Genomic DNA, 24,939 nt, shown 5'->3' with positions numbered 1-24,939 from the left:
GAACTCCTCGGCACGGGTCCGGCGGCCGGCCCCGCGCGGCACGTGCTCGTCAGAGGCGTCGCAGGCCCTGCAGCACCCGGTCCATGAACTCGCGCGACGAGCGGTCCCCGAAGGACAGCCCGGACTGGTGGATCATCACCAGCCCGGCGTTGTCGAGGTCGCTCACCAGTACCTTCACGACGTTGAGCGGCAGGTTGAGGTACGCGGCGATCTCCGCGATCGACCGCGGCTCCGCGCACAGCCCGCAGATCCGCCGGTGCTGCACGCCCGTTACGGCCTGGGGGACGCGTCCCCGCTCGCTGGTCGACACCAGCGCCTCGAGCGCCAGCTCGTAGTCCGGCCGCGTCCGCCCGCCGGTGCGGGCGTAGGGGCGCATGATCATCCGCGTCCGCACGGACGAACCCGCCGCGTGGTGGGCAGGCTCCTCCGGCATCGCCCGGGCGCCGGGTACCGGTGCCGGTCGCGCACCAGGCACGCCCCGCCCGGCCGGCACCGGACGCGCCGCGGGCGCTCCCGGCCCGTCCGGCATCGCCCGCCTGCCGGGCACCGTCCGCGCCCCCGGCGTCGCGGGAGCCCCGGCCTCGGGGGCACGGGCACCAGGCACTCGTGCCGCGCCGGATCGAGCACCGGTCGCACCAGGACGGGCTCCACCGGAAGCCGGCCCGAGCACCGTCCGGCCGGGTACGCGAACCTGCAGCACCAGGGGCTTCTTGTTCAGCACGAACCGCGCCGGCGAGTCCAAGCCCTCGCGGTCGGTGCCCTGGTGCAGCCGGTCCCAGGCGTCCACGGGGCTACCGGCCCCCTGCGAAAGTCCCCTCATCGGCTACCGCACGCCGCCCTGGAGCTGGCTGCGCAGCTCCGGTGTCATCTGCATGCCGACGCGGTCGACGAGCAGCGTCATCTCGTACGCCACCGTCCCGATGTCGCAGTTCGGCGCGGCCAGCACAGCCAGGCTCGACCCGTCGCTGATGCCCATCAGGAACAGGTACCCCCGTTCCATCTCGACCACGGTCTGGTTCACGAAACCCGCTTCGAAGCACCGGGCGGCACCGGAGGTCAGGCTCACCAGCCCGGACGCGACCGCGGCCAGCTGGTCCGCCCGGTCCTTGGGCAGCCCGTCCGACCCGGCCAGCAACAGGCCGTCCGCGGAGACGACCACGGCGTGCGCCGCGCCCGGGACCCGTCGCACGAAGTCGGTGATCAGCCAGCCGAAGCCGAAGCCGCTCGGCTGCTGTGCCGATGCCGTCATGTGCCTCCTCACCGGTCGAGCCTGTTCTGCGATTATTCCGACCAGGGTATTGCCGCACCAGGCCCTGGCCGCCCGCCGTCCGGGGTCATCTCACATCGATTCACCCTTCCGGCGGCACGGTTACCCGATCACCCCGGTTGTAACGCCCGGTCCCGGTTGATCGCGTGCTCGACGACGGTGATCAGCACCTGCTTCGCCGACTCCTTCTCCCGGGCGTCGCACGCGATGATCGGCACCGAGTCGGAGATCGTCAGCGCGTGCCGGACGTCCTCGATCTGGTGGTGCAGCAGCCGGTCGAAGCAGTTGATCGCCACGATGTAGGGCAGGTTCCGGTTCTCGAAGAAGTCGATCGAGGGGAACGCGTCCGACAACCGCCGCGTGTCGACCAGCACGACCGCCCCGATCGCGCCGACCGCCAGGTCATCCCACATGAACCAGAAGCGGTGCTGGCCGGGCGTGCCGAAGACGTAGAGCACCAGGTCGTCGTCGAGCGACAGGCGGCCGAAGTCCATCGCCACCGTCGTGGTCGCCTTGTTCGGGGTCGCGGAGACGTCGTCGACCGAGACGCTCGCCTCGGTCATGACCGCCTCGGTGGTCAGCGGATCGATCTCCGAGACCGCGCCCACCAGCGTCGTCTTGCCCGCACCGAAGCCGCCGGCGACCACGATCTTGGCCGACTGCGTCGGTCCCGCCGCGGCCGACGTGTTCGCGTCGGAGTCAAATTCTCCGAAGCCCACTGAGCACCCTCTCCATGAACTCGATACTGGGACGATCGCCGACGACCGACGTCGTGGAATGGATCATGACCAGGCCCTGGTCGACGACGTCGCCGATCAGCACCCGCGCGACCCCGAGGGGCATGCGCAGGTACGCCGCCACCTCCGCCACCGAGCGCGTGTCCAGGCACAGGCCGCAGATCGACCGGTGCTCGGGCACCCGGACGCGCTCGAGCATCCGTCCCCGCTCACTGGTCGAGACCAGCGCCTCGATCGCCAGATCGTAGCTGGGACGGGTCCGGCCGCGCGTGCGGAAGTACGGCCGGACCAGACCGGAGGTCTCCTCCGCGGCGACCGGCGCCGGCACCGGCGGGAAGCTGGGGTGGCTCTCCGCGGTGGGCGTGGACGGCAGCTCACCGGCCGGAGCCAGTGGTACGCCCGAGTCCCCGAACAGCTGCGACGCGGGACCGGACAGCAGCCGGTCGCCGGACAACTCCGGGTACTCGGTCGCCCCGTAGCCAGGGGGCTCGGCGTCGCTCAGGCCGCTGGACGGCTTCTCGCCCGCCGCGGCCCGGCGCAGGCGCCAGGCGCGGTCGACCTTGGCCCGGAACCTGGTCCAGTCCTCGGTCCGCGCCGCCTGCGCCTCGTCCGGCCAGGCGGCATCGGCGTCGTCGTCCAGCCGGCCCGGGCCCACGCCCGTCGGCTGCCCACCGTCCACTGCAGTCCCTCTCGTGCCCGGCGCGCTCAACCGCGCGCGGCTCCCTGGAGCTGTGCCCGCATCTCGGGCGTCATCTGCTGACCGACCCGATCCACCAGAAGCGTCATCTCATACACCACCAGGCCGATGTCGCTGTCCGGGGCCCCCAGAACGGCGAGGCACGACCCGTCCGAAACCGACATGAGGAACAGGAAGCCGTTGGCCATCTCGACGACCGTCTGCGCGACGGGCCCGCCCTCGAAGACCTTCGACGCGCCCCGCGCCAGGCTGGTCAGCCCCGACGCCACCGCGGCGAGCTGGTCGGCTCTGTCCTTGGGCAGCCCCCGCGACGCGGCCAGCAGCAGACCGTCCGCCGACACCACGACGGCGTGCGCCGCGCCTGGCACCCGGTGCACGAAGTCCGTGATCAGCCACGCGAACCCGTTTCGCGGCGCCGGCGGCGTCGAGCCTCCCGGCTGCAGCGATCCCGCCCGTGTCACTCCTCACTCCTCACTGCCGTGTCCGGCGGGGTGGTTCCCCCGCCGCTCACCGGAGCTCCCTGGTCAGAGGGGCCCGGCGTGCTCTCCTGCAGCGCATGACGACCACTGGTGTAGCCGCGCTGGAAGCTCGCCATCCGTTCGCGCGCCGCCTCCGCGGAGCGGGCCAGTGCCCCCTGCCCGGGCCGGCCGACCGTGGTGTCGGTGAAGGCGTCGGTGTCGCCCACCGGGATCGAACCGGGGACGAGGTGGGCGTTGGGCACCCGCTTGGGCAATCCGGCCGGGGTGATCTCCTCCTCCCGCGACTCGAGCAGGGACTGCGCCGCGCGCCAGCCGTCGTCGGACACACTGTGCCAAACATCGCCGGATTTGTCCTCGGCCGGGGGAGCTTCGTCGACGGCCGGTGCGGGTTCCCGTTCGAGGTCACCGGCCACCACGCCGGGCTCCTCCCCTTCCGCGCTGAACCACCGCGACACAACCGACTGGTAGATCGGCAGGCGCTTGGTGGGGACGTCGTCGTCGAACATGCTCTCGGTCGGCGGCAGCGGCTCCTCGGCGGGCTGTTCGGTCACCGGCACGTACTGCGGCTCGCGTTTGGGCAGGGCCAGCGGGCCGAACCGGTCCGGCTCCTCCTCTTGGGGCGCGGTGGCACCGTTGGCGGGCGGCTCCTCGGAGCGCGGTTTGCCCCGGCTGAGGAACGCCGCGTCCGAGGAGCCGGCGACCAGGTCGTCGAGGCTGATCGGCTGGTCGAGCGGGCGCAGGACGCCGGTCTGCGCCTGCTCCTGCGGCCGGGGTGGCTCGGCCGGTTCGCGGCGCGCCAGGTTGGCGGGCGTGCGCTGCGCCGGGACCGGCGGCAGGCTCGGCGACGACGTTTCCGCAGGCCGCGGCAGTGGTTCCCGGGCGACCGCACCGAGCAGGTCCGGCGGCACGACGACACGGGCGATCACACCGCCGTCGATGTCCTCGTTCTCCCGCAGCCGCACCTCGATGCCCTGCCGCTGGGCCAGTCGCGCGACCACGTACAGGCCCATCCGCCGGGTCACCGACACGTCCAGGTCGGGCGGATCGGCGAGGCGGGCGTTGGCCTCGGTGATCTGCTCGGGCGACATGCCGACACCGCGGTCGGTGATCTGGATGGCCAGCGCCTTCTTGCGGGTCACCACCGCGCGCACGCTGACCTTCGTCTCCGGCTCGGAGAAGTAGGTGGCGTTGTCCAGCAGCTCGGCGAGCAGGTGGACGAGGTCGTGCACGGACGGCCCGCGCACCGCGACCTCCGGGATCGCGCCCACGTCGACCCGCGCGTACTGCTCGATCTCGGACACCGCGGCGCCGATGACGTCGGCAGCGGAGACCGGCTTGGGCACCGACTTGCTCAGCCCCGCGCCGGAGAGCACCAGCAGGCTCTCGCCGTTGCGGCGCAGCCGGGTGGCCAGGTGGTCCAGCTCGAACAGGCTCGCGAGGTGGTCCGGGTCCTGCTCGTCGGCCTCCAGCAGGTCGATCACCGCGAGCTGGCGCTCCACCAGGCGCTGCGACCGGCGCGAGAGGTTGACGAAGATGCCGTTGACGTTCTCGCGGAGCAGCGCCTGCTCGGCGGCGAGCCGGACGGCCTGCCCGTGCACGACGTCGAAGGACCGGGCGACCTGGCCGATCTCCTCGGTGGTGTGGACCGGGACCGGTTCGATCGCCTTCGCGGCCGCGGCCGGGTCGGCCTCGCGCATGATCCGCTCCACGGCGTTGGGCAGGTGCACTTCGGCGACCTGCAGCGCGTTCGTCCGCAACGTGCGCAGCGGGCGGATCAGCGAGCGAGCCACCACGTACATCAGTGCGAGCACGATCAGCAGCCCGGCGAGGATGATCGCGATGGTGACCAGCAGGCTCTTCTGCTGCGCGCTGATCAGACCGTCGGTGTAGCTCGAGGCGTCGGCCAGCAGGCGGTTCTGCACCTGGCTGATCAGGCCGAGGGTGTCCGAAGAGGACTGCACCACCGCGGCGGGGTCGATGGCCAGCGGGAGCGGCGGGTTGGCCTGCGCGCGCAGCAACGCCAGCTGCTGCAGCGTGAACCGCTGCGAGACCTGCGGGCCGGACAGCGTGGTCGAGTAGTCCAGCTGGGCCTGCGGCGTGGCGACCGCGTTGAACCGGTCGATCGCGGCGACCAGGTTGGATTGGGCCGTGGTCAGGTTCTTCAGCTCGGCCGGGTCGAACTTGCCGCGGATCGCGGCACTGCGCAGGTAGGAGTTCTGCTGGGCGGAGTACTCCTTGGCGTCGGCGAGGAAGCCGAGCGCCTCGTGGCGGTCCTGCAGGCCCTGGTCGGTGATGTCGGCGTCGAACTCGTCGGCGATCAGCTGCAGCGCGTCGACGACACCGGTGTACCCGGCCTGGGCGGCCAGGCTCGGGAAGTCCGCGGCGCCGGCCGAGGAGCGCAGCTGGCTCAGGCCGTCGAGCCGCGCGACGCCCTGGTGGTAGCGCGCGGAGGTGGCCTCGTCGCTGATGGAGGAGACCTCGGTGACGGCTCCGCGCACCACGTCGGCGGCGGTTTCGGAGGTACTGATCGCGTTGTCGAGCTCGCTGCGGTCGGCCGGGCGGCCAGAGGCGATCCAGGCCGACATCGCGTCCCGCTCGCGCTGGAGCGCGTCGATCTCGGCCGCGACCTTCTCGCTGAGTTCGATGCGCTGTTCGGCGTGCTGGTAAACGGTCATCGTCGCGAAGCTGTCGTACACGCGCAGGCCGGCCAGCGACAGCGCGGCCGCCGTCGGCACGGCGACCACCGCCGCGATCTTGGCGGTGACGCGCCAGTTCGCCAGGCCGCGGGCGCGACGTCCGCGGTCACCACCGGTCGATGCTCCGATCGCGTTGTCCTGCGCGCTGACGTCGTTACTCTGCGCGACAGGCGACTCCGCCGGGGACACTGCCTTGCGACCGCGCTCCCCGCTCGTGGGCTGGGGCACCGAGGGACTTCCTTCCCGGTTCGAGCTGTCCAGTTTCCGCGTTTCCGCTCCGGGGGCCCGCGCCAGGAGAACCAGGACGTGAATGGTTAACACGGGCCACCCGATTGGGGGTAGAGGCTATCGGCTACCGGGACGAAAAGGAAGCCGGGCAGATGGCTCTCACCACGAACTTTGCCGGTCACCCTGGCGGCGAAATCTCACCAACTGTCCCCATGGGACGGCCCACCCGCGTCGCGCTGCGTGTATCGAACCACGCGTTGTCCAGTGTTACCCATCTCACTCGCGAACGCCGCGAACAGACGCGTGACAACCAACTGGTGAATGTCTCACAAGCCGGGCGCTCACCTTTACGAGGTCTTGACGCGGGCGTTGGAGCTGCACAATCCTGCGCCGTAACCCGTGATCTACTCCCACCCGATCGGGTGCCCCTTGCGTTACCGAGAGTAGATGAACGCGGCACGGTGGACGTTCAGGAGGGATCCCCGCACACCATGACGGCATCACTACGACGACGACGCCTCGCGGCGCTGCTCACCGCGGTCGCGCTGGGCACGGTGACGGCCTGCACCTCGGGCGGGACCGCGGTCCCGCCCGCCGGCGGCGCCGGACAGGAGCAGAGCCTGCTCGACCGGGCGCCGGTGGCTTCGGACGCGGACCTCGCGGCGAGCCCGACCGCGCAGGCGATCAAGCAGCGCGGGCAGATCCTCATCGGCAGCCAGCTGGACACGCCGCTGCTGTCCCAGCAGAACCCGACGACCGGGCAGACCGAGGGGTTCGACGCGATCCTCGGCCGGCTGCTGGCGAAGTACATCCTGGGCCGGCCGAACGTCAAGATCGTGAACTCGACGTCGCAGATCCGCGAGGCGCTGCTGCAGAACAACACCGTCGATGTGGTGTTGCACACATATTCGATCACGTTGCCGCGCGCGGAGAAGGTGTCGTTCGCGGGGCCGTACTTCGTGTCCGGACCGGCGATCATGGCGCGCAAGGGTGATTCGAGCATCACGAAGCCGCAGGACCTGAAGGGCAAGAAGGTGCTGGCGGTGACGAACTCGACCGGGGCCGCGCTGGTGCAGCAGTACGAGCCGGCGCAGGTGATCACGCTGGGCACGAACTCGGAGTGCGTGACCGCGCTGGAGCAGGGCCGGGCGGACGCCTACGTGAACGACCTGACGCAACTGGCCGGCAACGCCCAGACGAACGACAAGGTGCAGGTCAACAGCGGGACGTTCGGGCAGGACCCGTACGGCATCGGGATCCACCACGGGGACGAGACGTTCAAGCAGTTCATCAACGACTGGTTGAAGAAGATCCAGGCCGCGGGGCTGTGGCAGGAGGCGTACAAGCAGACGCTGGGGACCGTCATCCCGGGCGACGCACCGACGCCGCCGGCGACGGGTTTCGTGCCCGGCTCGTGAGCGGGTGGACCGATCACCTCGGGGAGTTCGCCGAGGGGGTGCTGAACACGGTGTTGCTGACCGTGTTCAGCACCCTCGGCGCGGTGCTGGTCGCCCTGGTGATCACCGCGTTCCGGATTTGCCCGGTTCGCCCGCTGCGCGCGTTCGGGACCGGTTATGTCGAGTTGTTCCAGAACATTCCGCTCGCCGTGTGGCTGGTGCTGTTCGTTTTCGGTTTGCCGATGGTCGGAATCAGTTTCGAGCTGTTCCCGACCGCGGTGCTCGCGACGGCTCTGTACATGGCCTCGTATTACGCGGAAACGCTGCGGTCTGGCATCAACGCGGTGAGCAGCGGCCAAGCCGAGGCGGCCCGCGCACTGGGACTCGGCTTCGGACAGTCACTGCGAGCGGTGATCCTGCCGCAGGCGCTGCGGACGATCATCCAGCCGCTCGGGAACGTGACCATCCAGCTGCTGATGAACACCGCGCTCGCCGCGGCGGTCGGTGTGGTCGAACTGACCGAGGCGACGAACCGGGTGAACCTCGTTCTCGCCGAGCCCTTGCCGCTGTACGTGGGGGCGGGAGTCTGTTACGCCGTCCTGGCGATGGTGATCTCCTCGGGGGCCGGGGTCCTGGAGCGGAAACTGGTGATCCCGCGATGACCAGTCGTGCCACCGCCTGATCGCCGCCCGCGAACGGGCCTCTGATCACGAGCCGACCGAGACCCGCACCAAACCGGCCCCGCACCCACGAGCTCAAGCCCCCGCCCCGGAAACGCGCACCGGCTCGCCAACCCAACCCCGGATCCGCGCTCAGTCCCCAGCCCAACCAACACGAAACGCGCCCTTCGTGACCGTCGCGCCGCCAACAGACCGCCGCTCGCCACCCCGACCCAACACCCCACGAACCGCAACCCCGTACCGAACCAGGCAGGCTTGCCATGACCTCCGTGCTCTTCGACGTTCCCGGCCCACGGGCGAGGCGCCGTGTCCGCGTCGCGACCGTCGTCGCCATCGCGGCTGGGCTCGTGCTCCTCGCGCTGGCGGTGCGGCAGTTCGCGGTCAACGGGGAACTCGCCGCGCAGCGGTGGGCTCCCTACGGCTCCTGGCCGATGTGGCGTTACCTCCTCGGCGGCCTCGGCGGCACCGCCCTGGCCGCGGTGCTGGCCGTGGCGCTCGCGATGGCTGCCGGTCTCCTCGTGGCGTTCGGGCGGGTCTCGCGGCACCTCGTCCTCCGTGCGCCGGCCCGCGCGTACGTCGAGGTCATCCGCGTCATCCCGCTGCTGCTGCTCATCTACTTCGCGATGTTCGCGCTGCCCCGGTACGGCCTGGACCTGCCCCTGCTGTGGAAACTCGTCCTGCCGATCGCGGTGTCGCGCTCGGCCCAGTTCGCCGAGATCTTCCGCAGCGGCTTCCGCTCACTCGAGGCCGGCCAGGGCGAGGCGGCCGCCGCGCTCGGGATGCGGCCCTCCCAGTCCATGCGGCACGTCATCTTCCCGCAGGCCGTCCGCCGCGTGGTCCCGGCGCTCATCAGCCAGACCGCGGGCGTCGTCAAGGACACCTCGCTCGGCATCGTCGTCAGCTACGCCGAACTGCTGCAGAGCGCCAAGGTCCTCGCCGGCTACAACCGGCTCCTGATCCAGACCTACCTGATCATCGCGCTGCTCTACTTCGCGATCAACTACGCGCTGTCCCGCCTGGCCCGCACCATCGACGCCCGTCAGCGCCAGAGCGGCCGGTACGAGCCGGTCAGCTCTCCGTCCCCCGCACGTCGCGGGCTCGGGCGAATCCGTTCTGCAACCGCGACATCCGGTGACGCACCTCGTCGGGGTCGAGTGAAAGCGTAGGCGGGTCGAACGACTCCGCGTGGCGCCGCACCTGCTGCGGGAACCTCGGCGGACGCCCGTCGACCGCGACGTCGTCGTCGGCCGACGGCCACTGCGGCTCCGCCGGCCACTCCGGCACCTCCGCCGGTTCCGAGGCCCGGCTCACCGGCCAGTGCTCGCCGGTGGTGAACCACCGCGACAACACAGCCTGGTACGCCGGCATCCGCTCGGTCGGCTCCTCGTCCTCGGGCGGGAAGGTGTCGTTGTCGGCGGTCGGCCAGTCCACACCGTCCTCGGACTCGACCGGCGCCCGGCGCGGCTCGTCGCGCACCACCGGGATCGAAACGGTGTCGTCCAGTTCGGGCTCCGGTGCCGGCTCCGGTTCCGGCAGCGGGATCGGCTTCAACGACGGCAGGGCGACCGGCACCGGCGGCGGCTCCGGGGCGGCGGCCGGCGCGGGGAGTGGCTCCGGCACCGGCGCGACGTGCTCGATCACCAGCGCGGCCGGGACGCTGACGGTCGCGACGAGCCCGCCGCCGTCGGCGGACCGCAGCCGCACCTGGATGTCGTGCCGCTTGGCGAGCGTCGCCACCACGAACAGGCCCATCCGCCGGGACACCTCGACGTCCACCTCGGGTGGGTTCGCCAGTCGCTTGTTGGCCCGGTCGATCTCCGGTTGCGGCATGCCCGCGCCCTGGTCGGTGATGTGCACGTGCCAGGCGCCGTCCTCGGCGAGCGAGCTGACCACCGTCACGGTCTTCTCCGACGGCGAGTACAGGGTCGCGTTCTCCAGCAACTCGGAGATGACGTGCACGAGGTCGTTGCACGCTTCGCCGCGGATGGCGATCTCCGGCATCTCGGTCAGTTCGATGCGCTGGTAGTGCTCGACCTCCGACAACGCCGCGCCGATGATCTCCTCGGCCGCGACCGGTTCGGACTGCGCGTCGCCGAAGTCGTGCCCGGACAGCACGAGGAGGTTTTCGCTGTTGCGGCGCATGCGGGTGGCCAGGTGGTCGAGTTCGAACAGGCCACCGAGGGTCTCCGGGTCCTGCTCGCCGGCCTCCATCCGGTCCAGCACGCCGAGCTGGCGTTCCACCAGGTCCTGGGTGCGCTTGGACAGGTTGACGAACATCGCGTTGATGTTCTCCCGCAGCAGCGCCTGCTCACCGGCCAGCCGCACCGCCTGGCCGTGCACCGCGTCGAACGCGCGCGCGACCTGGCCGACTTCTTCGCGTGTGAACACCGGGACGGGGGCGACCCCGCGGTGGGCGGCCATGAAGTCGGGATGCGGGTCGGCGAGGATCTCGTCGACCGCCGCGGGCAGCCGGTGCTCGGCGACGTCGAACGCGGTGTTGCGCAGGACCCGCAGGGGCCGCAGCAACGACCGGCCGATGACCACGGCAAGCACCGCGCACAACAGCAGCGCGCCGAACACGACCGCGGCGTTGACTATCGCGGAGCGGCGGGCATCGGTGGCCAGCGCGTCGCAGCGGTGTTGTGTCTGGACCTGCAACGCCTGCTGGGACTGGTAGGCGAGGTCGATGGTGCCGCTGATCGCCTGGTCCCACTGCCGGGAGTCCAGCCCGGACAGGCTCTGCCCGTTCTCCGCCCTCGTGATCGCGAGCTCGAACAGGGTGTTCGCGGTCTGCACGGCCGGCCCGGACACCGTCTGCTCGTAGGACCGCTGCTCGGCGGCGGTGGTGAACTTGCGGTAGTCGTTCTGCGCGGCGATCACCTGTGCGTCGGCGCCGAGGAGCGCGCGCAACCGGTCGTCGGACACCTCGCCTTCGGCGAACGCCTGCCCGAGGACGGCCCGCTTGACCGACATCTGGTCCTTGACCCGGGCGAGCGCGTTGGCGGCGAGCCGGAGGCGGGCCACGTCGGCGTCTGCGATCTCGGCGACGGCCTGGTCGGACAGGTCGAGGATGCCCGAGATGAGATCGCTGTAGGAGGTCAGGATCGAATCCGCCGACGAGTTCGAGAACTCGCCCGAGTAGCGCAGGCCCGGCAACGCTTCCAGCCGCGACTGGGCCTCCTTCAGCTCCGCGGCGCTCGACGCGGACAGCATCGACTGCTGGTCGGCCAGATTCCGGGCGAAGGCCCCGGCGGCTTCGTCCACGCGGGCGCGCTGATCGCGCAGCTCCGCCAGGCCGTTCCGGCGCTGCCCCGCGACGTAACGGACGGTCAGGTCGCGCTCGCGCTGCAGCTCGTTGACCACCGCGTTGACGCCCGCGTCGACCCGGCTGTGCGCGGCGAGTTCGGCGAGCTGGTCGGCGTGTTGCAGGTCGGCGCGCACGTGCAGGCTGATGAGCGCCAGCACGGTCAGCATCGGGATCAGCAGGACGGCGATCAGCTTGGTGCGCAGCCGCCAGTTCCGCAGCCGCCACCGGCTTCCTGCCCGGGTGTCCGGCCGCCGGTCCAGCGCCTCACCGCTTTCGGGACGCTTGTGCCGCCGGGCCACCTGACTTCCTTCTCTAGCCGCCTTGCCGGACTCGGATCGGCACCGGCGGAGTCGCCAACCCCGGAGAGGGTAGCGACCCCGGACACACACGCCCCGCCCGCGCTGCTCGTGATGCAGTCCGTCGGCGATCGTATTGGCCGCGGACCGCGGGTTCTACCCGCCGCCCGAAATCTTTCGCTGGGCAAGACGCCACACACGCCGCGTGGCGTTCCCGGTTGTGTCGTTCACCACGGTTCAGCGAGCGCCGAGCCCGCCGAAGCCGTCCGCCAGCAGCGCGAACGCCTCCTCGGCCTCCGACCTGGCCTGCGCATGGACCTCGTCGGCGGACTTCCCCGCGGCGACCGCCGCGTGGTTGTCCTGCGCGAGGGTCGAGAGCACCGCGACGATCGCCGCCGCGGCGGCCCGCGCCTGGGCGGCCCTCACCCCGGCCGTCTCGACGAGGGCCTCGGCCAGCGCCTGCGCCGCCGTCTGGTTGAACTCCAGCATGCGGGCGCGCAGGCCCGAGGTGGCGAAGATCATCCGGTACAGCGCGAGGACCTCCGGCCCGTCGTTGAGACCGGTGATCGGGTCCCGCCGGCCGAGCCCGTCCAGGAAGTGCTGCCGGAGCGCCTGCAGTGGCGTCTGCCCGTCCGGCCGGCCGCGGACCACCCGCGCGCTTTCCGTCTCGTGGTCGGCGAACCGGTGCACGACCAGCGACTCCTTCGTCGGGAAGTAGGAGAAGAGGGTGCGTCGCGAGACCTCCGCGGCCTCGGCGATCTGCGCGATCGACACCTGGTCGAACCCGTGCTCGAAGAAGAGGTCGATCGCCGCGTTCGAGATCGCCTCCCGGGTGCGCTGCTTCTTCCGTTCGCGGAGTCCGGCGGGTTCGGTCACGGTCATCGCCGGGGCGGGCCCCACCGGTCTCGCGCTCGCCCACGAACTGGCGCTGGCCGGCGTGCGGACCGTGGTCGTGGAATCCCTGGCCGAACGCGTCGAGCAGACCAAAGGCGGCACCATCCAGCCCCGCACCGCCGAACTCCTCGAACTCCGCGGTCTGCTGGAGGCCATGCACGCACGGGCAGTCGACCGCGAACCCGTCGGCGGCCACTTCGCGACGCTGCCGGTGCCACTGGACTGCTCACGCTGGCAGACCCGGCACCCCTACCCCCTGTCCATTCGTCAGGACCTCGTCGAAGAGGTGCTCGAGCACGCCGCTCTCGCGCGCGGTGCCGGGCTGCGGCGCGGCCACCCGGTCACGGACGCCGAGCAGGATACCGAAGGCGTCACGGTCACGACCACCGAACGCACGTTCCGCGCCCGCTACCTCGTCGCCTGCGACGGCGGGCACAGCACCGTCCGCAAGCTGCTCCGGCTGCCGTTCCCCGGACGCCCTGGCACGTTCCAGGCCGTGCTCGCCGAGATCCGGCTCGCGTCGGTGTCCGCGCTGGTGCCCGAGCGGGCCGGCCACATCAGCGGACTGACCCGGGCCGCCGGCGGCTACTGGTCGATGCTGGTGCCCGTCGGCGGCGACCGCTACCGGCTCACGTTCGCTCCCGAGGACGAGGCCGCCGCCCTCAGCGGCCCCGTCACGGAAAGCGAGATCGTCGACGCGCTGACCGTTGTCTACGGCGAGGACACCCGGCTGGCGCATGTCCTCGCCGCGTCCCGCTGGAGCGACGCGACCCGGCAACTCGACCACTACCGTCACGGCCGGATCCTGTTCGCGGGCGACGCCGCGCACATCCACCCGCCGCTCGGCGGCCAGGGACTGAACCTCGGTGTGCAGAACGCCATCAACCTTGGCTGGAAGCTGGCGGCGACCCTGCACGGCTGGGCCCCGGACGGTCTGCTCGACACCTACCAGGAGGAACGGCATCCCGCGGCGGCTCGCGTGCTGCACCACACGTCGGCCCAGCGCGTGCTCGCCGGCCCGAACCCGGCCGAAGACGTCGCCGCGCTGCGCGACATCTTCACCGACCTCCTGAGCCTGCCCGACACCAATCACCGCCTGGCCGGGATGATGTCCGGTTTGGACGCCCCCGGCCGCGTGCCGGACGCCGAACTCGTCACCGACGAAGGCACCACCCGCCTGTCCGCCCTGTTGCGCTCGGGACGCGGCCTGCTGCTCGACCTCACCGGCGGCCACCCACTGCCGCCGGGCTGGTCGGACCGCGTGGACCGCGTTCACGCCAAGCCGGACCACCAGCTCACCGAGGCCGCCCTCCTCCTCCGCCCGGACGGTTACCGGTGCTGGTCCCCCGTGGGCGGCCCCCTCGAAGCCGCGCTCTCCCGTTGGTTCGGCGTCGCGGCCACCGGCGACGCCGTATAAAGGAGTACGTGACCGATGGCCCGTTGATCGTCCAATCCGACAAGACCGTGCTGCTCGAAGTCGACCACGCCATGGCCGACGACGCCCGGATCGCGATCGCCCCGTTCGCCGAACTGGAACGGGCCCCCGAGCACGTGCACACCTACCGGATCACCCCGCTCGCCTTGTGGAACGCCCGTGCGGCGGGCCACGACGCCGAGCAGGTGGTCGACGCGCTGACCACCTACTCCCGGTTCCCGGTGCCGCAGCCCCTGCTGATCGACATCGTCGACACGATGGCGCGGTTCGGCCGGCTGCAGATCGCCAACAATCCCGCCCACGGCCTGGTGATGACCACCACCGACCGCGCGGTGCTGGAAGAGGTGCTGCGCAACAAGAAGATCAGCCCGATGCTGGGCGCGCGCATCGACGACGACACCGTCGTGGTGCACCCGTCCGAGCGGGGACGGCTCAAGCAGGCGCTGCTCAAGGTCGGGTGGCCGGCCGAGGACCTCGCCGGCTACGTGGACGGCGAAGCGCACCCGATGCACCTGGCCGAAACGGGCTGGGGACTGCGCGACTACCAGCGGCAGGCCGCGGAAGCGTTCTGGGCCGGCGGTTCCGGCGTGGTCGTGCTGCCCTGTGGTGCGGGCAAGACCCTTGTCGGAGCGGCGGCGATGGCCCGGGCACAGGCGACCACCCTCATCCTGGTCACCAACACCGTGGCCGGGCGTCAGTGGAAGCGCGAGCTGGTGGCGCGCACGTCCCTGACCGAGGACGAGATCGGCGAGTACTCCGGGGAGAAGAAGGAGATCCGGCCGGTCACGATCGCCACGTACCAGGTGATCACGCGCAAGTCCAAGGGCGAGTACAAGCACCTGGAGCTGTTCGACTCGCGGGACTGGGGCCTGATCGTCTACGACGAGGTGCACCTGCTGCCCGCGCCCGTGTTCCGCATGACCGCCGATCTGCAGTCGCGCCGGCGCCTCGGCCTGACCGCGACCCTCGTGCGGGAGGACGGCCGGGAGGGCGACGTGTTCTCGCTCATCGGCCCGAAGCGGTACGACGCACCCTGGCGCGACATCGAGGCACAGGGCTGGATCGCCCCCGCCGAGTGCATCGAGGTGCGGGTGACCCTGACCGACAACGAACGCCTGCTGTACGCGACGGCCGAGGCCGAGGACAAGTACAAGCTCGCCGCGACCGCGCGCACGAAGATCCCCGTCGTGAAGTCCATTCTGGACAAGCACGCCGGCGACCAGACGCTCGTCATCGGCGCCTACCTCGAGCAGCTCGAGGAACTGGGCGCCGAGCTGGACGCGCCGATCATCCAGGGCTCCACGCGGAACAAGGAACGCGAGGCGCTGTTCGACGCGTTCCGCCGCGGCGAGATCGACAAGCTCGTGGTGTCGAAGGTCGCGAACTTCTCGATCGACCTGCCGGAAGCGACCGTCGCCATCCAGGTCTCCGGCACGTTCGGGTCCCGGCAGGAGGAGGCGCAGCGGCTCGGCAGGCTCCTGCGCCCCAAGGCCGACGGCAGGCAGGCGCACTTCTACTCGGTCGTCTCGCGGGACACCCTGGACACCGAGTACGCCGCGCACCGGCAGCGGTTCCTCGCCGAGCAGGGCTACGCGTACACGATCCACGACGCGGACGCCTACCTGTAGCACCGCGTGGCCGAGCCGCCCACCGGCGAGCGCCAGGCATAGTCCGGCTCGACTCGTGGAACCCCGGACGCGTGGTGACGGCAGGGGTGGTCTTCGTCGTCGTGGCGTTCCTCGTGGCCGCCGCGGCGATGCTGCGGCGTGCCCGCGGCGCGGCTCCGGCCGTCCTGCGGCACCTGTCGCGCCTGTGGTCGTGGACGGGTTTCGTGCTCGCCGCCGTGCCCAGCACGGTGTGGCTGGTCCTCTGGCTGTCCGGTGGGCAAGCCAAGGCGCTCGCAGGGCTCGGCGGCCTGGTGTTGTCCGCGGCGCCCGTGCTCGCCGGGTACCGGTTCCCGCGTCTGGTGCCGGTGTCATTGGCCCTCTGCCTCCTGGTTTCGCTCTCGATCGCGGTCGCGTGGGACCGCCTGGTGATGCTGCTGCCGCTGTCGCTGGCGTTGACCGGGGTCTGGCTGCTGGCTCTGGTCCTGCACCTGCGCTCGACGCGGGCCGACGGCGCCGGCGAGCGGCGGGAAACCCCAGTTCAGAGGCGGAATGAGACCTCCTCGTGACCGAAGCTACCACAAACCTCGAACAGCCGTTCGACCGTTCGGGTGAAGCCGCGAAAACTCGTCCTCGGGACCGGAAACTGTCATACCCTCGAACTACTGTTCGACCTCATCGACGCAGTCCATCCCGAGGAGGTCCCGTGACCACCACCGCCGTTTCCGAGGAAAGCCTCGTCAGCGAGGCCCTCGCCGGCATCGACCTGCCGCCCGGACACCGGGTCGGCCCGATGTGGGTCTCCGCCGGCCCACTCGCCGACCCCGGCCTGTACCGGTCCTGCATCGCCGGGTTCGAGCGCTCCGGCCTGTGGCCCGTGCTCGTCCCGCACGACGCCCGCTTCGCGACGAACGGCGAGGACTGGCTCACCGACCGGGGCCGCCTCGCGCCCGCCGTCGAGCACGTTGCCGACGTGGACGTGAGCGCGACCCTGGCCCGGTGGTGGGACCCGTTCTGCTGCCCGGACGGCACCGGCTGCCTGCGGCCCTACGGCGCGGCTTTCCCCGGCCTGGCGAAGAAATCCCCGCTGCGGGTGGATCCGCTCGCCGAGGCGGGCAACACCGGTTCGATCCTCGCCCGGCGGGCGCCCTACCGGCTGGGGCTCGTGCCCGTCGAGCGGCCTGCCGACGTCCCCGCCGCGCTGGGCTGGACCGGGATGATCAAGTCGACCGAGGACGTCGCCGCCATCTCCGCGGTGTTGCGCAGCTGGGAGGACCGCTTCGGGGCCACGCTCATCGTGCTCGGCTTCGACGAGCTGGAGCTCTCGGTCGCCGCGCCGCCCCGCAACCAGGGCCGCTCCCTCATCCTCGCCGCCGAGCACCGGGCGTTCAGCATCCGCAGTTTCTCCGGGCAGCCGGGCACGCTGCGGGAGTACGCCGCGGGCCTGGTGCACCGGCGCCACTGGAGGTTCTCCTGGGACTGACCGACGGACGAAGGAGGTCACCATCGCCGAGATCCGGGTCGGCACTTCGGGCTGGCGCTACCCGCCGTGGCGGGGCACGTTCTACCCGAAGGGCCTGGTGCAGCGCCGCGAGCTGGAGTACATCTCGCGGCAGGTGAACTCCGTGGAGATCAACGGCTCGTTCTACTCACTCCAGCGGCCGGAGCGGTACCGGGCCTGGGCGGAGCAGACGCCGGACGACTTCGTGTTCGCCGTCAAGGGTGGTCGCTTCATCACCCACATGAAGCGGCTGACGGACACGGAGACCGCGCTGGCGAACTTCTTCGCCTCCGGGGTGCTGGCGCTGGGCCACAAGCTCGGCCCCATCCTCTGGCAGCTGCCGGCGAACTTCGCGTTCGAACCCGACCGGTTCGAGATGTTCTTCCGGAGCCTCCCGCGGGACACCCGGGCGGCCGCGGCTCTGGCCGGGAAACACGACGACAAACTGAAGGGAGAGGCCCACACCGAAGCCGGGAAGAACCGGCGGCTGCGCTACGCGCTCGAGCCACGTCATCCGAGTTTTCACTCGGACGAGTGCCGGAAGGTGTTGCGGGACAACGACATCGCCCTGGTGGCGGCTGACTCGGCCGGAACCTGGCCCAGTTTCGAGGAGGTGACAGCGGACTTCGTCTACGTCCGGCTGCACGGCGACGAGGAGCTCTACGCGAGCGGCTACACCGACGAGGCCCTGGACCGCTGGGCCGAGAAGATCCGCCGCTGGCGTGGCGGCGGCGGGAAGACCCGTGATGTCTACGTCTACTTCGACAACGACATCAAGGTGAAGGCGCCCGGCGACGCCATCGCGCTCGCGACCCGGCTGGGGGTCACGAGCCGCCCGATCGACCTGCCGTCCTGACAAGCCGACCGGGCGTCCTGAAAACAGGGTCAGGCGCTCTTCGCCTGGGCGCGGTGCTTGCCCTCCGCGAACTCCTCGACGAGCTTGCTGCAGAAGGCGGGCAGGTCATCGGGCTTGCGGCTGGTGACGAAACCGGAGTCGGTGACGACCTCCTCGTCCACCCACTCGGCGCCGGCATTGCGCAGATCGGTCTGCAGGCTCGGCCAGGACGTCATGCGGCGACCCCGGACCACGTCGGCCTCGATGAGGGTCCACGGCGCGTGGCAGATCGCCGCGACGGGCTTCTGCTGAGAGAAGAACCCGCGGACGAAGCGCACGGCGTCCGGGACGGTGCGCAGGAAATCGGGGTTCGCCACGCCGCCCGGCAGGACGAGTGCGTCGAAGTCGTCCGGCGAGACGTCGGAGACCACTTTGTCGACCGGGAAGGTGTCGGCCTTGTCGAGGTGGTTGAACGCCTGGATGCTGCCCGGCGAAGTGGACACCAGCTCCGGCTGGCCGCCCGCGTCCTGGACCGCCTTCCAGGGCTCGGTCAGCTCGACCTGCTCGGCGCCCTCGGGTGCGACGACGAAAGCCACTCGCTTACCGGAGAGTGTGTTCGCCACGATTGCACTCCTTCCGTTCAGGGGTTCAGAGGGTGAACTACCCGCGCGGCGGCGGGACCGAAACATCCGGACGTACGATGGGGACGAGCCGATCGGGTGGCAGTCGGAGGGTTCGATGACGAGCACGACTCCCGGCGAAGGTCCTGGTCACGGCCCACATTTCGTGCAGGCCGTCGGGCGCGCGTTCGCGATCCTGCGGTGTTTCGGCGCCGAGCGTCCCGCTCTGACGGCGAGCGCCGCGGCCAAGCAGACGGGGCTGGACCGCGCCACCGCGCGACGGTTGCTGCTCACGCTCGCGGACCTGGGTTACGTCTGGCACGACGGCCAGGCGTTCCGGTTGACGCCACGCACACTGGACCTCGGTTACGGGTACCTGTCGGCTCTCGCGCTGCCCGAGGTCGCGCACCCGCACCTGCACGACCTGGCGCACAAGCTGGACGAGACGGCTTCGCTGACCCTGCTCGACCGGGCTGACGTGGTGTACGTGGCCGTCGTGCCGGGACATCGGCACGCCCCACCGACCTTGACGGTCGGTGCGCGGCAGCCGGCGCGCACCACGTCCGGCGGTCAGGTCCTGCTCGCCGGGCTGCCCGAGGACGAGCTGCGCAGGCGGGTGGACGAGCTCGGGGCGGACGCCGACCTCGTCGCGGAGATCGACCGCGTCCGCGAGCGGGGATGGTCGCTGACGGACTACGACCTCGGCGAGGGCCTGCGGGCGATCGCGGCGCCACTGCGGCATCGGCACAGCCGCGTCGTCGCGGCCGTGAACGCGTCGGTTCACCCGGACCGGCTCGAGCACGGCGTGGTGGAACGGGACTACGTGCCCGAGCTGTTGCGTGCGGCCTGGTCGATCGAGGCGGACCTGGCGAACCTGCCGGAGTGAGCGTCAGTCGAAACTGATCCAGGACTTGCCGGCCACCGACTGCACCGAGGCGAACGCCTGCGCGGCCTCCTCGAGCGAGAAGCGGGCCTGCAGCACCTTGCCCGGGCGGACCTCGTCCCGGTTGAGCAGGTCCACGGTCGTCTCGAAATCGACCGGGTGGTCGTAGATCAGCGAACCCTTCAGGGTGTGCTGGCGGTACACGAGGTCGGCGGTGGACAGGTCGAGCGAGCGCGGGTCGATGCCCACAAGCAGGGCGGTGCCGCCGCGACGCAGGCGGTCCAGCCCGGCACGCAGCGCCTGCGGCACGCCGGACGTCTCGAAGACGAGGTCGAACTCGCCCTCGACGGCGGTCTCGGCACCGAACGAGTGGGCCAGTTCCGCGCGACCCTCGTGTGGTTCCTGCACGACGACCGTGGCGCCGAGCGCGCGCAACGCCAGGCACAGCAGCAGCCCCTGGGAACCCGCACCGACCACGAGCACGCGCTGACCAGGCACAACACCCGAGCGGCGGATCGCCGAACGCGCGACGGTCAGGGCCTCTGTGCAGACGAGGTCCTCGAGCGCGACCGTCTCGTCCGCCGGCCAGGCGAACTCGGCCGGGACGGCAACGTACTCGGCCAGCAGGCCCGGATGGTTCATGCCGACGATGACGCGCTCGGTGCAGGCGGAGGTGAATCCGCTGGTGCACGCGGCGCACCGGCCACAGCAGTAGTTCGGCTCGATCGCGACCTGCTGCCCGACGGTACGGTTCTCGACGTCGGCGCCGACGGCCACGATTTCGCCGACACCCTCGTGGCCCATGAGCCACGGCCGCTCGGGCACCTCCCGGGCGCCCCGGTAGACGCCGAGGTCCGACCCGCACAGGCCGAGGCCCCGCATCCGCACGAGCACCTCGCGCGGCCCGGGATCGGGTTCGGGCAGGTCGACGAGCCGCATCACCTCGGGCTCGGCCAGCACAACGGCCTTCATCAGGTACCTCCACGTGTCCGCACCTGCATGCTAGCCGCTAATTAACCATTTAGTCCATTAGTTGGGCGTACGGCTCCGGTAGCACCTCGTCACGTCGATCTGCCGGACGCAGCGGCCGTGCGACGATGGGGGCGTGGATGAACCCCTGGTCTACGCGATCCCCCTGCGCAACCGGTTCCGCGGAATCACCGTGCGCGAAGGGGTGCTCCTACGGGGCCCTGCCGGCTGGGGCGAGTTCTGCCCCTTTGCCGATTACGACGACCGCGAGAGCGCGCCATGGCTTGAAGCGGCACTGGAAGCCGCTCACCGCGGATGGCCGGCGCCGGTGCGGCGGCGGGTCGAGGTCAACACCACCGTCCCGGTCGTGGAGCCCGAGAAGGCCCACCGGATGGTCGCGGAGTCGGGCTGCCGCACCGCCAAGGTGAAGGTCGCGGACCCGCGAACGTCCATTCAGGACGATTGCGAGCGCGTCGCGGCGGTGCGGGACGCGCTCGGTCCGCGGGGCGCTGTCCGGGTGGACGCGAACGCCGCGTGGGATGTCGACACCGCCGTCGCCGCCATCCGCGAACTCGACCGGGCCGCGAACGGGCTCGAGTACGTCGAGCAACCGTGCCCGAGCATCGAGGAACTGGCCGCCGTGCGAAAGAAGGTCGAGGTGCGCGTCGCGGCGGACGAATCGATCCGGCGGGCCGAGGACCCGCTCAAGGTGGCGGTCGCGGGCGCCGCGGACGTCGCCGTCATCAAGGTCGCCCCCCTCGGCGGCGTCCGGCGGGCGCTCGAGGTGGCCGAGGCCTGCGGGTTGCCGTGCGTGGTGTCGTCGGCGGTCGAGACGAGCGTGGGGCTGGCGGCGGGACTGGCACTCGCGGGGGCGCTCCCCGAGCTCGATTTCGCGTGCGGCCTGGGCACGATGTCGTTGCTGGTCAAGGACATCTCGAGCCGGACGCTGTCGCCTGTGGACGGTTACCTGCCGGTGCTGACCGCCGCGCCGGAGCCCGACCTGGCCCATGAGCATGCCGCGGACGAGGTCACGACCCGGGCATGGCTGGAGCGGCTCAAGCGCGTGGGCGGTTAGGCCGGCCCGACCAGGTGCCGGGTGAGTACCGGGGGCCGGCGAGTGGATGAGGTGCCGCCCGGCGCGCCCTCGGTGCCGCCCCGGTCCGCCGCGCACACGTGGGCGTAGCGGCTGGACCGCCACGCGGGACGGGCAGCCGCCGAGCGGCGCGCGGCGGGCGGCTGTCGAGCAACACGCCCGGGCAGCCGCCGAGCAGCCCGGGCGGGCGGGAGCGCGGGCGAGCAACGCGCCCGGGCAGCCGCCGAGCAGCCCGGGCGGGCGGGAGCGCGGGCGAGCAACAGCCAGCCGCACACCGTGGCAGCCAGCCAGCAGCGCGGCGGGCAGCCGCCCCCCGGGGGGCGGCCAGCGGCGCGCAGCGGGCGGGAGCGCGGGGCGGGCAGCAGCCCAGCCGCACACCGCGGGAAACAGCCCAGCAGCACCCCGCCGGCAGCCGCCGAGCAACCCGCGGCGGGCAGGAGACCAGCCCCCCCCCCCCCCCCCCCCCGGCAGCCGCCGAGCGGCGCGCGGCGGGCGGGAACGCGGCGGGCGGGAGCGCGGCGGGCGGCTGCCCAGCAACACGCCGGGCAGCCGGCCAGCAGACGCCAAGCAGCGCGTGGCCGGCAGCAGCCCAGCCGCACGCCGTGGGCAACCGCACCCTGGGGGCAGCCGGCCAGCAGTGCGCGGCGGACGAAACGCGCCGTGGGCAGGTCGCAACCCGCGGCGGGCAGGAGACCAGCAGAACACGGCGGGCAGCCGCCCGGCAGCCGCCGAGCAGCGCCGGCAGCCGCCGAGCGACGCGCGGCAGGCGGGAGCGCGGGGCGAGCAACAGCCCAGCCGCACGCCGTGGACAGCCGCACCCCGGGGCAGCCGGCCAGCAGCGCGCGGCGGACGCGCCCCGCGGGCAACCGTGCCCAGGGCGTGTCCCGGGCAACAGCCCGGGCGCGAGCGTCCTGGCTAGGCGACTGCCTCGTCGGCGTCGGAGGTGGTTCCCGACGCCCGTACGGGCAGTGTCTCGAACGCCGCGGGCGGCTCGCGCCACGGGGATGGTCCCCGGCCCTGCACGGCGCGCCACACGCGCTGCGGCGTGGCCGGCATGTCGATGTGCCGCACGCCCAGGTGGGCGAGCGCGTCGACCACCGCGTTCTGCACCGCCGGCGTCGAGCCGACCGTTGCGGATTCGCCGATTCCCTTCGCACCCAACGGGTTCCGCGTGGTCAGCGTCTCCGTGTTGCTGACCTCCAGCGCCGGCACGTCAGCCGCCGAGGGGAGGTGGTAGTCGGCGAACGTGGCGGTCACCGGGTTGCCGTCCTCGTCGTAGGACACCTGCTCCCACAACGCCTGCGCGATCCCCTGCACCGCCCCGCCGTGCTGCTGCCCGCGCACGATCATCGGGTTCAGCACGCGCCCGCAGTCGTCCACCGCGACGTGCCGCAACGGTCTCACGAAACCCGTCTCGACGTCGACCTCGACCACCGACACGTGCGCCCCGAACGGGAACGTCGCCCCGCCCGGCTTGAAATCGGTCGTCTCCAGCAGCGGACGCCCCTCCTCCTCGGCCGCCGCGGCCAGCTCCGCCCAGCCGATCGTCGCCTGCGGCACGCCCGCCACACCGAGCCTGCCGTCGGCCAGCACGATGTCGTCCACACCGGCCTCCAGGCGCGACGCGGCCAGCGCGCGGGCCCGCTCCAGCACCGCCTCCGCCGCCTGCCGCACCGCGCTGCCGCCGATCTGCAGCGACCGCGAACCGCCCGTCCCGGCGCCGCGCGGCACCGCGGCCGTGTCCGACTGCACGAACTCGACGGACTCCAGCGGGATCTCCAGTGCGTCGGCCACCAGCATCGAGAACGACGTCGCGTGCCCTTGCCCGTGCCCGGACGTGCCCACCTTGATCGCGGCCGTGCCGTCCGCCCGGACCTCCACCGAGGCGAACTCGCCGCTGCCACCGCCGGTGATCTCGACGTACGCACTCACCCCGATGCCCAGCAACCGCGGCTCGCCGGCCTCGATGCGCCGCGCCTGCTCGGCCCGCAGTTCCTCGTACCCGGCGACCTCCAGCGCCTTCCGCAGCGGCAGGTCGTAATCGCCGCTGTCGTAGCTCGCCCCGCTGATCGTCGTGTACGGGAACTCGTCGGGGCGCAGGAAGTTGCGCCGCCGGATCTCCGCGGGGTCCATGCCCAGCTCGGCGGCCGCCAGGTCCATCAGCCGCTCCAGCATCGCCGCCGCCTCCGGGCGCCCCGCCCCGCGGAACGCGCCGACCGGCGCCGTGTTCGTCAGCGCCGCGATCGCCGCGTAGCTGATCTTCGGGATCCGGTACACGCCCTGCGCCATCGTCCGCGTCGGGCCGAGCGCGAGCCCACCGCCGAAGCCGCCGTAGGCGCCCGCGTCACCGATCACCCGGCACCGCAGGCCGACGATCGTGCCGTCCGACCGCACGCCCAGCTCGGCGTACTGCACCTGCGCCCGGCCCTGCGGCGACGCCTGCAGGTTCTCCGAGCGCGTCTCCGTCCACTTCGCCGGCCGCCCGAACCGGCGTGCCGTCTCGATCACGACCGCGTGCTCGGCCGTCACGCCGACCTTGCCGCCGAACGCACCGCCCACGTGCGGGGCCACCACGCGGATCCGGTCACCGTCCAGGCCGAACAACTTGGCCGCCGCGGCCTGGAAACCGTGCGGCATCTGGGTCGAGACGTAGACCGTCAGGTCGAACTCGTCGTCACCGGGCAGGGCGACGATCGCGTTGCCCTCCATCGGCGCCACGGCCAGCCGCTGGTTCTCGATCCGCGCCCGCACCACCACGTCGGCGCCGTCGAGGACCTCCGCACCGGCCTCGTCCCGTTCCCCGGCCGCGATGTTCGAGCCGATCTCGGGGAACTGCACCGGGGCATCCGGCTCCAGCGCCTGCTCCGGGTCGACCGCCGCCGGCAGCGGTTCGTAGTCCACGTCGACCAGTTCGAGCGCGTCCGCCGCGGCCGTCGCACTCTCGGCCACCACCGCGGCCACCGGTTCACCGGCGAACCGCACGCGGTCGACGGCCAGCGCGTGCCGCTTAGCCCGCGGGTTCAGCTCCAGGAACACCGGCAGCTCGGGCAGGTCCAGGTCGGCGGCGGTGAACACCGCGAGCACCCCGGGCGCCGCCGCGGCCTCGGTGGTGTCGATGCCGTTGATCAGCGCGTGCGCGAACGGCGACCGTACAAAAGCGACGTAACAGACGCCGTCGAACTTCAGGTTGTCCACGAAGGTTCCACGACCACGAACCAGATCCGGGTCCTCGACCCGCCGGACCTCGGTTCCGAGCAACGATCCCGCCATGTGATCGACCCTATACACACCCCGGGACCCGGAACCAGGTTTTCCGGGTCC

At 71.6% G+C, this 24,939-nt stretch carries 21 protein-coding genes; 10 read left to right on the top strand and 11 right to left on the bottom strand.

The window, feature by feature from the left end:
• Positions 1-49 precede the first annotated feature (49 nt).
• The 6 genes from FB470_RS14520 to FB470_RS14495 form a co-directional block, all read right to left on the bottom strand.
• A complete protein-coding gene (locus tag FB470_RS14520; protein ID WP_306991936.1) occupies positions 50-787 on the bottom strand; it encodes a DUF742 domain-containing protein in 738 nt (245 codons plus the stop codon).
• A 36-nt stretch (positions 788-823) separates the two neighbouring features.
• The gene (locus FB470_RS14515) at positions 824-1,249 is read right to left on the bottom strand and encodes a roadblock/LC7 domain-containing protein (protein ID WP_306991935.1); all 426 of its coding nucleotides are present in this window, start codon (positions 1,247-1,249) and stop codon (positions 824-826) included.
• Positions 1,250-1,377: 128 nt separating this feature from the next.
• Positions 1,378-1,986 (bottom strand): GTP-binding protein, encoded by a 609-nt coding sequence (locus FB470_RS14510; RefSeq protein ID WP_306991933.1) that lies wholly within the window; start codon positions 1,984-1,986, stop codon positions 1,378-1,380.
• Positions 1,967-2,683 (bottom strand): DUF742 domain-containing protein, encoded by a 717-nt coding sequence (locus tag FB470_RS14505; protein ID WP_306991931.1) that lies wholly within the window; start codon positions 2,681-2,683, stop codon positions 1,967-1,969. Before FB470_RS14505 ends, FB470_RS14510 begins: the two co-directional genes overlap by 20 nt.
• A gap of 26 nt (positions 2,684-2,709) precedes the next feature.
• A complete protein-coding gene (locus FB470_RS14500; RefSeq protein WP_306991930.1) occupies positions 2,710-3,162 on the bottom strand; it encodes a roadblock/LC7 domain-containing protein in 453 nt (150 codons plus the stop codon).
• The gene (locus FB470_RS14495) at positions 3,159-6,065 is read right to left on the bottom strand and encodes a sensor histidine kinase (protein WP_370876667.1); all 2,907 of its coding nucleotides are present in this window, start codon (positions 6,063-6,065) and stop codon (positions 3,159-3,161) included. Before FB470_RS14495 ends, FB470_RS14500 begins: the two co-directional genes overlap by 4 nt.
• Positions 6,066-6,595: 530 nt before the next feature.
• Here FB470_RS14495 and FB470_RS14490 point away from each other — a divergent pair.
• From FB470_RS14490 to FB470_RS14480, 3 genes are all read left to right on the top strand, one after another.
• Positions 6,596-7,522: a glutamate ABC transporter substrate-binding protein gene (locus tag FB470_RS14490; RefSeq protein ID WP_306991925.1), complete on the top strand. Its 927-nt coding sequence runs from the start codon at positions 6,596-6,598 to the stop codon at positions 7,520-7,522.
• Positions 7,519-8,163 carry an amino acid ABC transporter permease gene (locus FB470_RS14485; protein ID WP_306991923.1) on the top strand — a complete coding sequence of 215 codons (645 nt, stop codon included), beginning with the start codon at positions 7,519-7,521 and terminating at the stop codon, positions 8,161-8,163. Before FB470_RS14490 ends, FB470_RS14485 begins: the two co-directional genes overlap by 4 nt.
• 278 nt (positions 8,164-8,441) lie before the next feature.
• Entirely contained in the window at positions 8,442-9,347 is a 906-nt protein-coding gene (locus FB470_RS14480; RefSeq protein ID WP_306991921.1) for an amino acid ABC transporter permease, read from the top strand.
• Here FB470_RS14480 and FB470_RS14475 read toward each other — a convergent pair.
• Both FB470_RS14475 and FB470_RS14470 read right to left on the bottom strand, forming a co-directional pair.
• Complete coding sequence (locus FB470_RS14475; RefSeq protein ID WP_306991919.1) at positions 9,250-11,787, bottom strand: sensor histidine kinase; 2,538 nt, start codon at positions 11,785-11,787, stop codon at positions 9,250-9,252. The two genes, FB470_RS14480 and FB470_RS14475, sit on opposite strands and share 98 nt — an antisense overlap.
• 234 nt (positions 11,788-12,021) lie before the next feature.
• Positions 12,022-12,666, bottom strand: a complete 645-nt coding sequence (locus FB470_RS14470; RefSeq protein ID WP_306991917.1) for a TetR family transcriptional regulator — start codon at positions 12,664-12,666, stop codon at positions 12,022-12,024.
• Between FB470_RS14470 and FB470_RS14465 the strand changes: the two genes are divergently transcribed.
• The 5 genes from FB470_RS14465 (at position 12,617) to FB470_RS14445 (ending at position 18,074) form a co-directional block, all read left to right on the top strand.
• Positions 12,617-14,095 carry an FAD-dependent monooxygenase gene (locus FB470_RS14465; RefSeq protein WP_370876468.1) on the top strand — a complete coding sequence of 493 codons (1,479 nt, stop codon included), beginning with the start codon at positions 12,617-12,619 and terminating at the stop codon, positions 14,093-14,095. The two genes, FB470_RS14470 and FB470_RS14465, sit on opposite strands and share 50 nt — an antisense overlap.
• A gap of 8 nt (positions 14,096-14,103) precedes the next feature.
• Complete coding sequence (locus FB470_RS14460; protein ID WP_306991912.1) at positions 14,104-15,741, top strand: DNA repair helicase XPB; 1,638 nt, start codon at positions 14,104-14,106, stop codon at positions 15,739-15,741.
• A gap of 74 nt (positions 15,742-15,815) precedes the next feature.
• On the top strand, positions 15,816-16,286 hold the full coding sequence (locus FB470_RS14455; RefSeq protein ID WP_306991910.1) for a hypothetical protein: 471 nt from the start codon (positions 15,816-15,818) through the stop codon (positions 16,284-16,286).
• 137 nt (positions 16,287-16,423) lie between these two features.
• Positions 16,424-17,200 (top strand): DUF4253 domain-containing protein, encoded by a 777-nt coding sequence (locus tag FB470_RS14450; protein ID WP_306991909.1) that lies wholly within the window; start codon positions 16,424-16,426, stop codon positions 17,198-17,200.
• A gap of 22 nt (positions 17,201-17,222) precedes the next feature.
• Positions 17,223-18,074: a DUF72 domain-containing protein gene (locus FB470_RS14445; RefSeq protein WP_306999267.1), complete on the top strand. Its 852-nt coding sequence runs from the start codon at positions 17,223-17,225 to the stop codon at positions 18,072-18,074.
• Between the two features lie 29 nt (positions 18,075-18,103).
• On the opposite strand, the gene FB470_RS14440 is transcribed toward FB470_RS14445, so the two are convergent.
• Complete coding sequence (locus FB470_RS14440) at positions 18,104-18,676, bottom strand: type 1 glutamine amidotransferase domain-containing protein (RefSeq protein WP_306991908.1); 573 nt, start codon at positions 18,674-18,676, stop codon at positions 18,104-18,106.
• Between the two features lie 115 nt (positions 18,677-18,791).
• On the opposite strand from FB470_RS14440, the gene FB470_RS14435 reads away from it, so the two are divergent.
• Entirely contained in the window at positions 18,792-19,559 is a 768-nt protein-coding gene (locus FB470_RS14435) for an IclR family transcriptional regulator domain-containing protein (protein WP_306991906.1), read from the top strand.
• A gap of 3 nt (positions 19,560-19,562) precedes the next feature.
• Here FB470_RS14435 and FB470_RS14430 read toward each other — a convergent pair whose 3' ends face one another.
• Positions 19,563-20,528 (bottom strand): zinc-dependent alcohol dehydrogenase, encoded by a 966-nt coding sequence (locus FB470_RS14430; RefSeq protein ID WP_306991904.1) that lies wholly within the window; start codon positions 20,526-20,528, stop codon positions 19,563-19,565.
• A 133-nt stretch (positions 20,529-20,661) separates the two neighbouring features.
• Here FB470_RS14430 and FB470_RS14425 point away from each other — a divergent pair, with 133 nt between their 5' ends.
• Positions 20,662-21,600: an o-succinylbenzoate synthase gene (locus tag FB470_RS14425; RefSeq protein WP_306991902.1), complete on the top strand. Its 939-nt coding sequence runs from the start codon at positions 20,662-20,664 to the stop codon at positions 21,598-21,600.
• Between the two features lie 933 nt (positions 21,601-22,533).
• Here FB470_RS14425 and FB470_RS14420 read toward each other — a convergent pair.
• Positions 22,534-24,888, bottom strand: coding sequence for a xanthine dehydrogenase family protein molybdopterin-binding subunit (locus tag FB470_RS14420; protein ID WP_306991900.1), 2,355 nt, complete (start codon positions 24,886-24,888; stop codon positions 22,534-22,536).
• Positions 24,889-24,939 lie beyond the last annotated feature (51 nt).

The sequence above is a fragment of the Amycolatopsis thermophila genome, from assembly GCF_030814215.1.
Lineage (GTDB): Bacteria > Actinomycetota > Actinomycetes > Mycobacteriales > Pseudonocardiaceae > Amycolatopsis_E > Amycolatopsis_E thermophila.
This window is presented reverse-complemented; position numbering and strand designations above follow the sequence as displayed.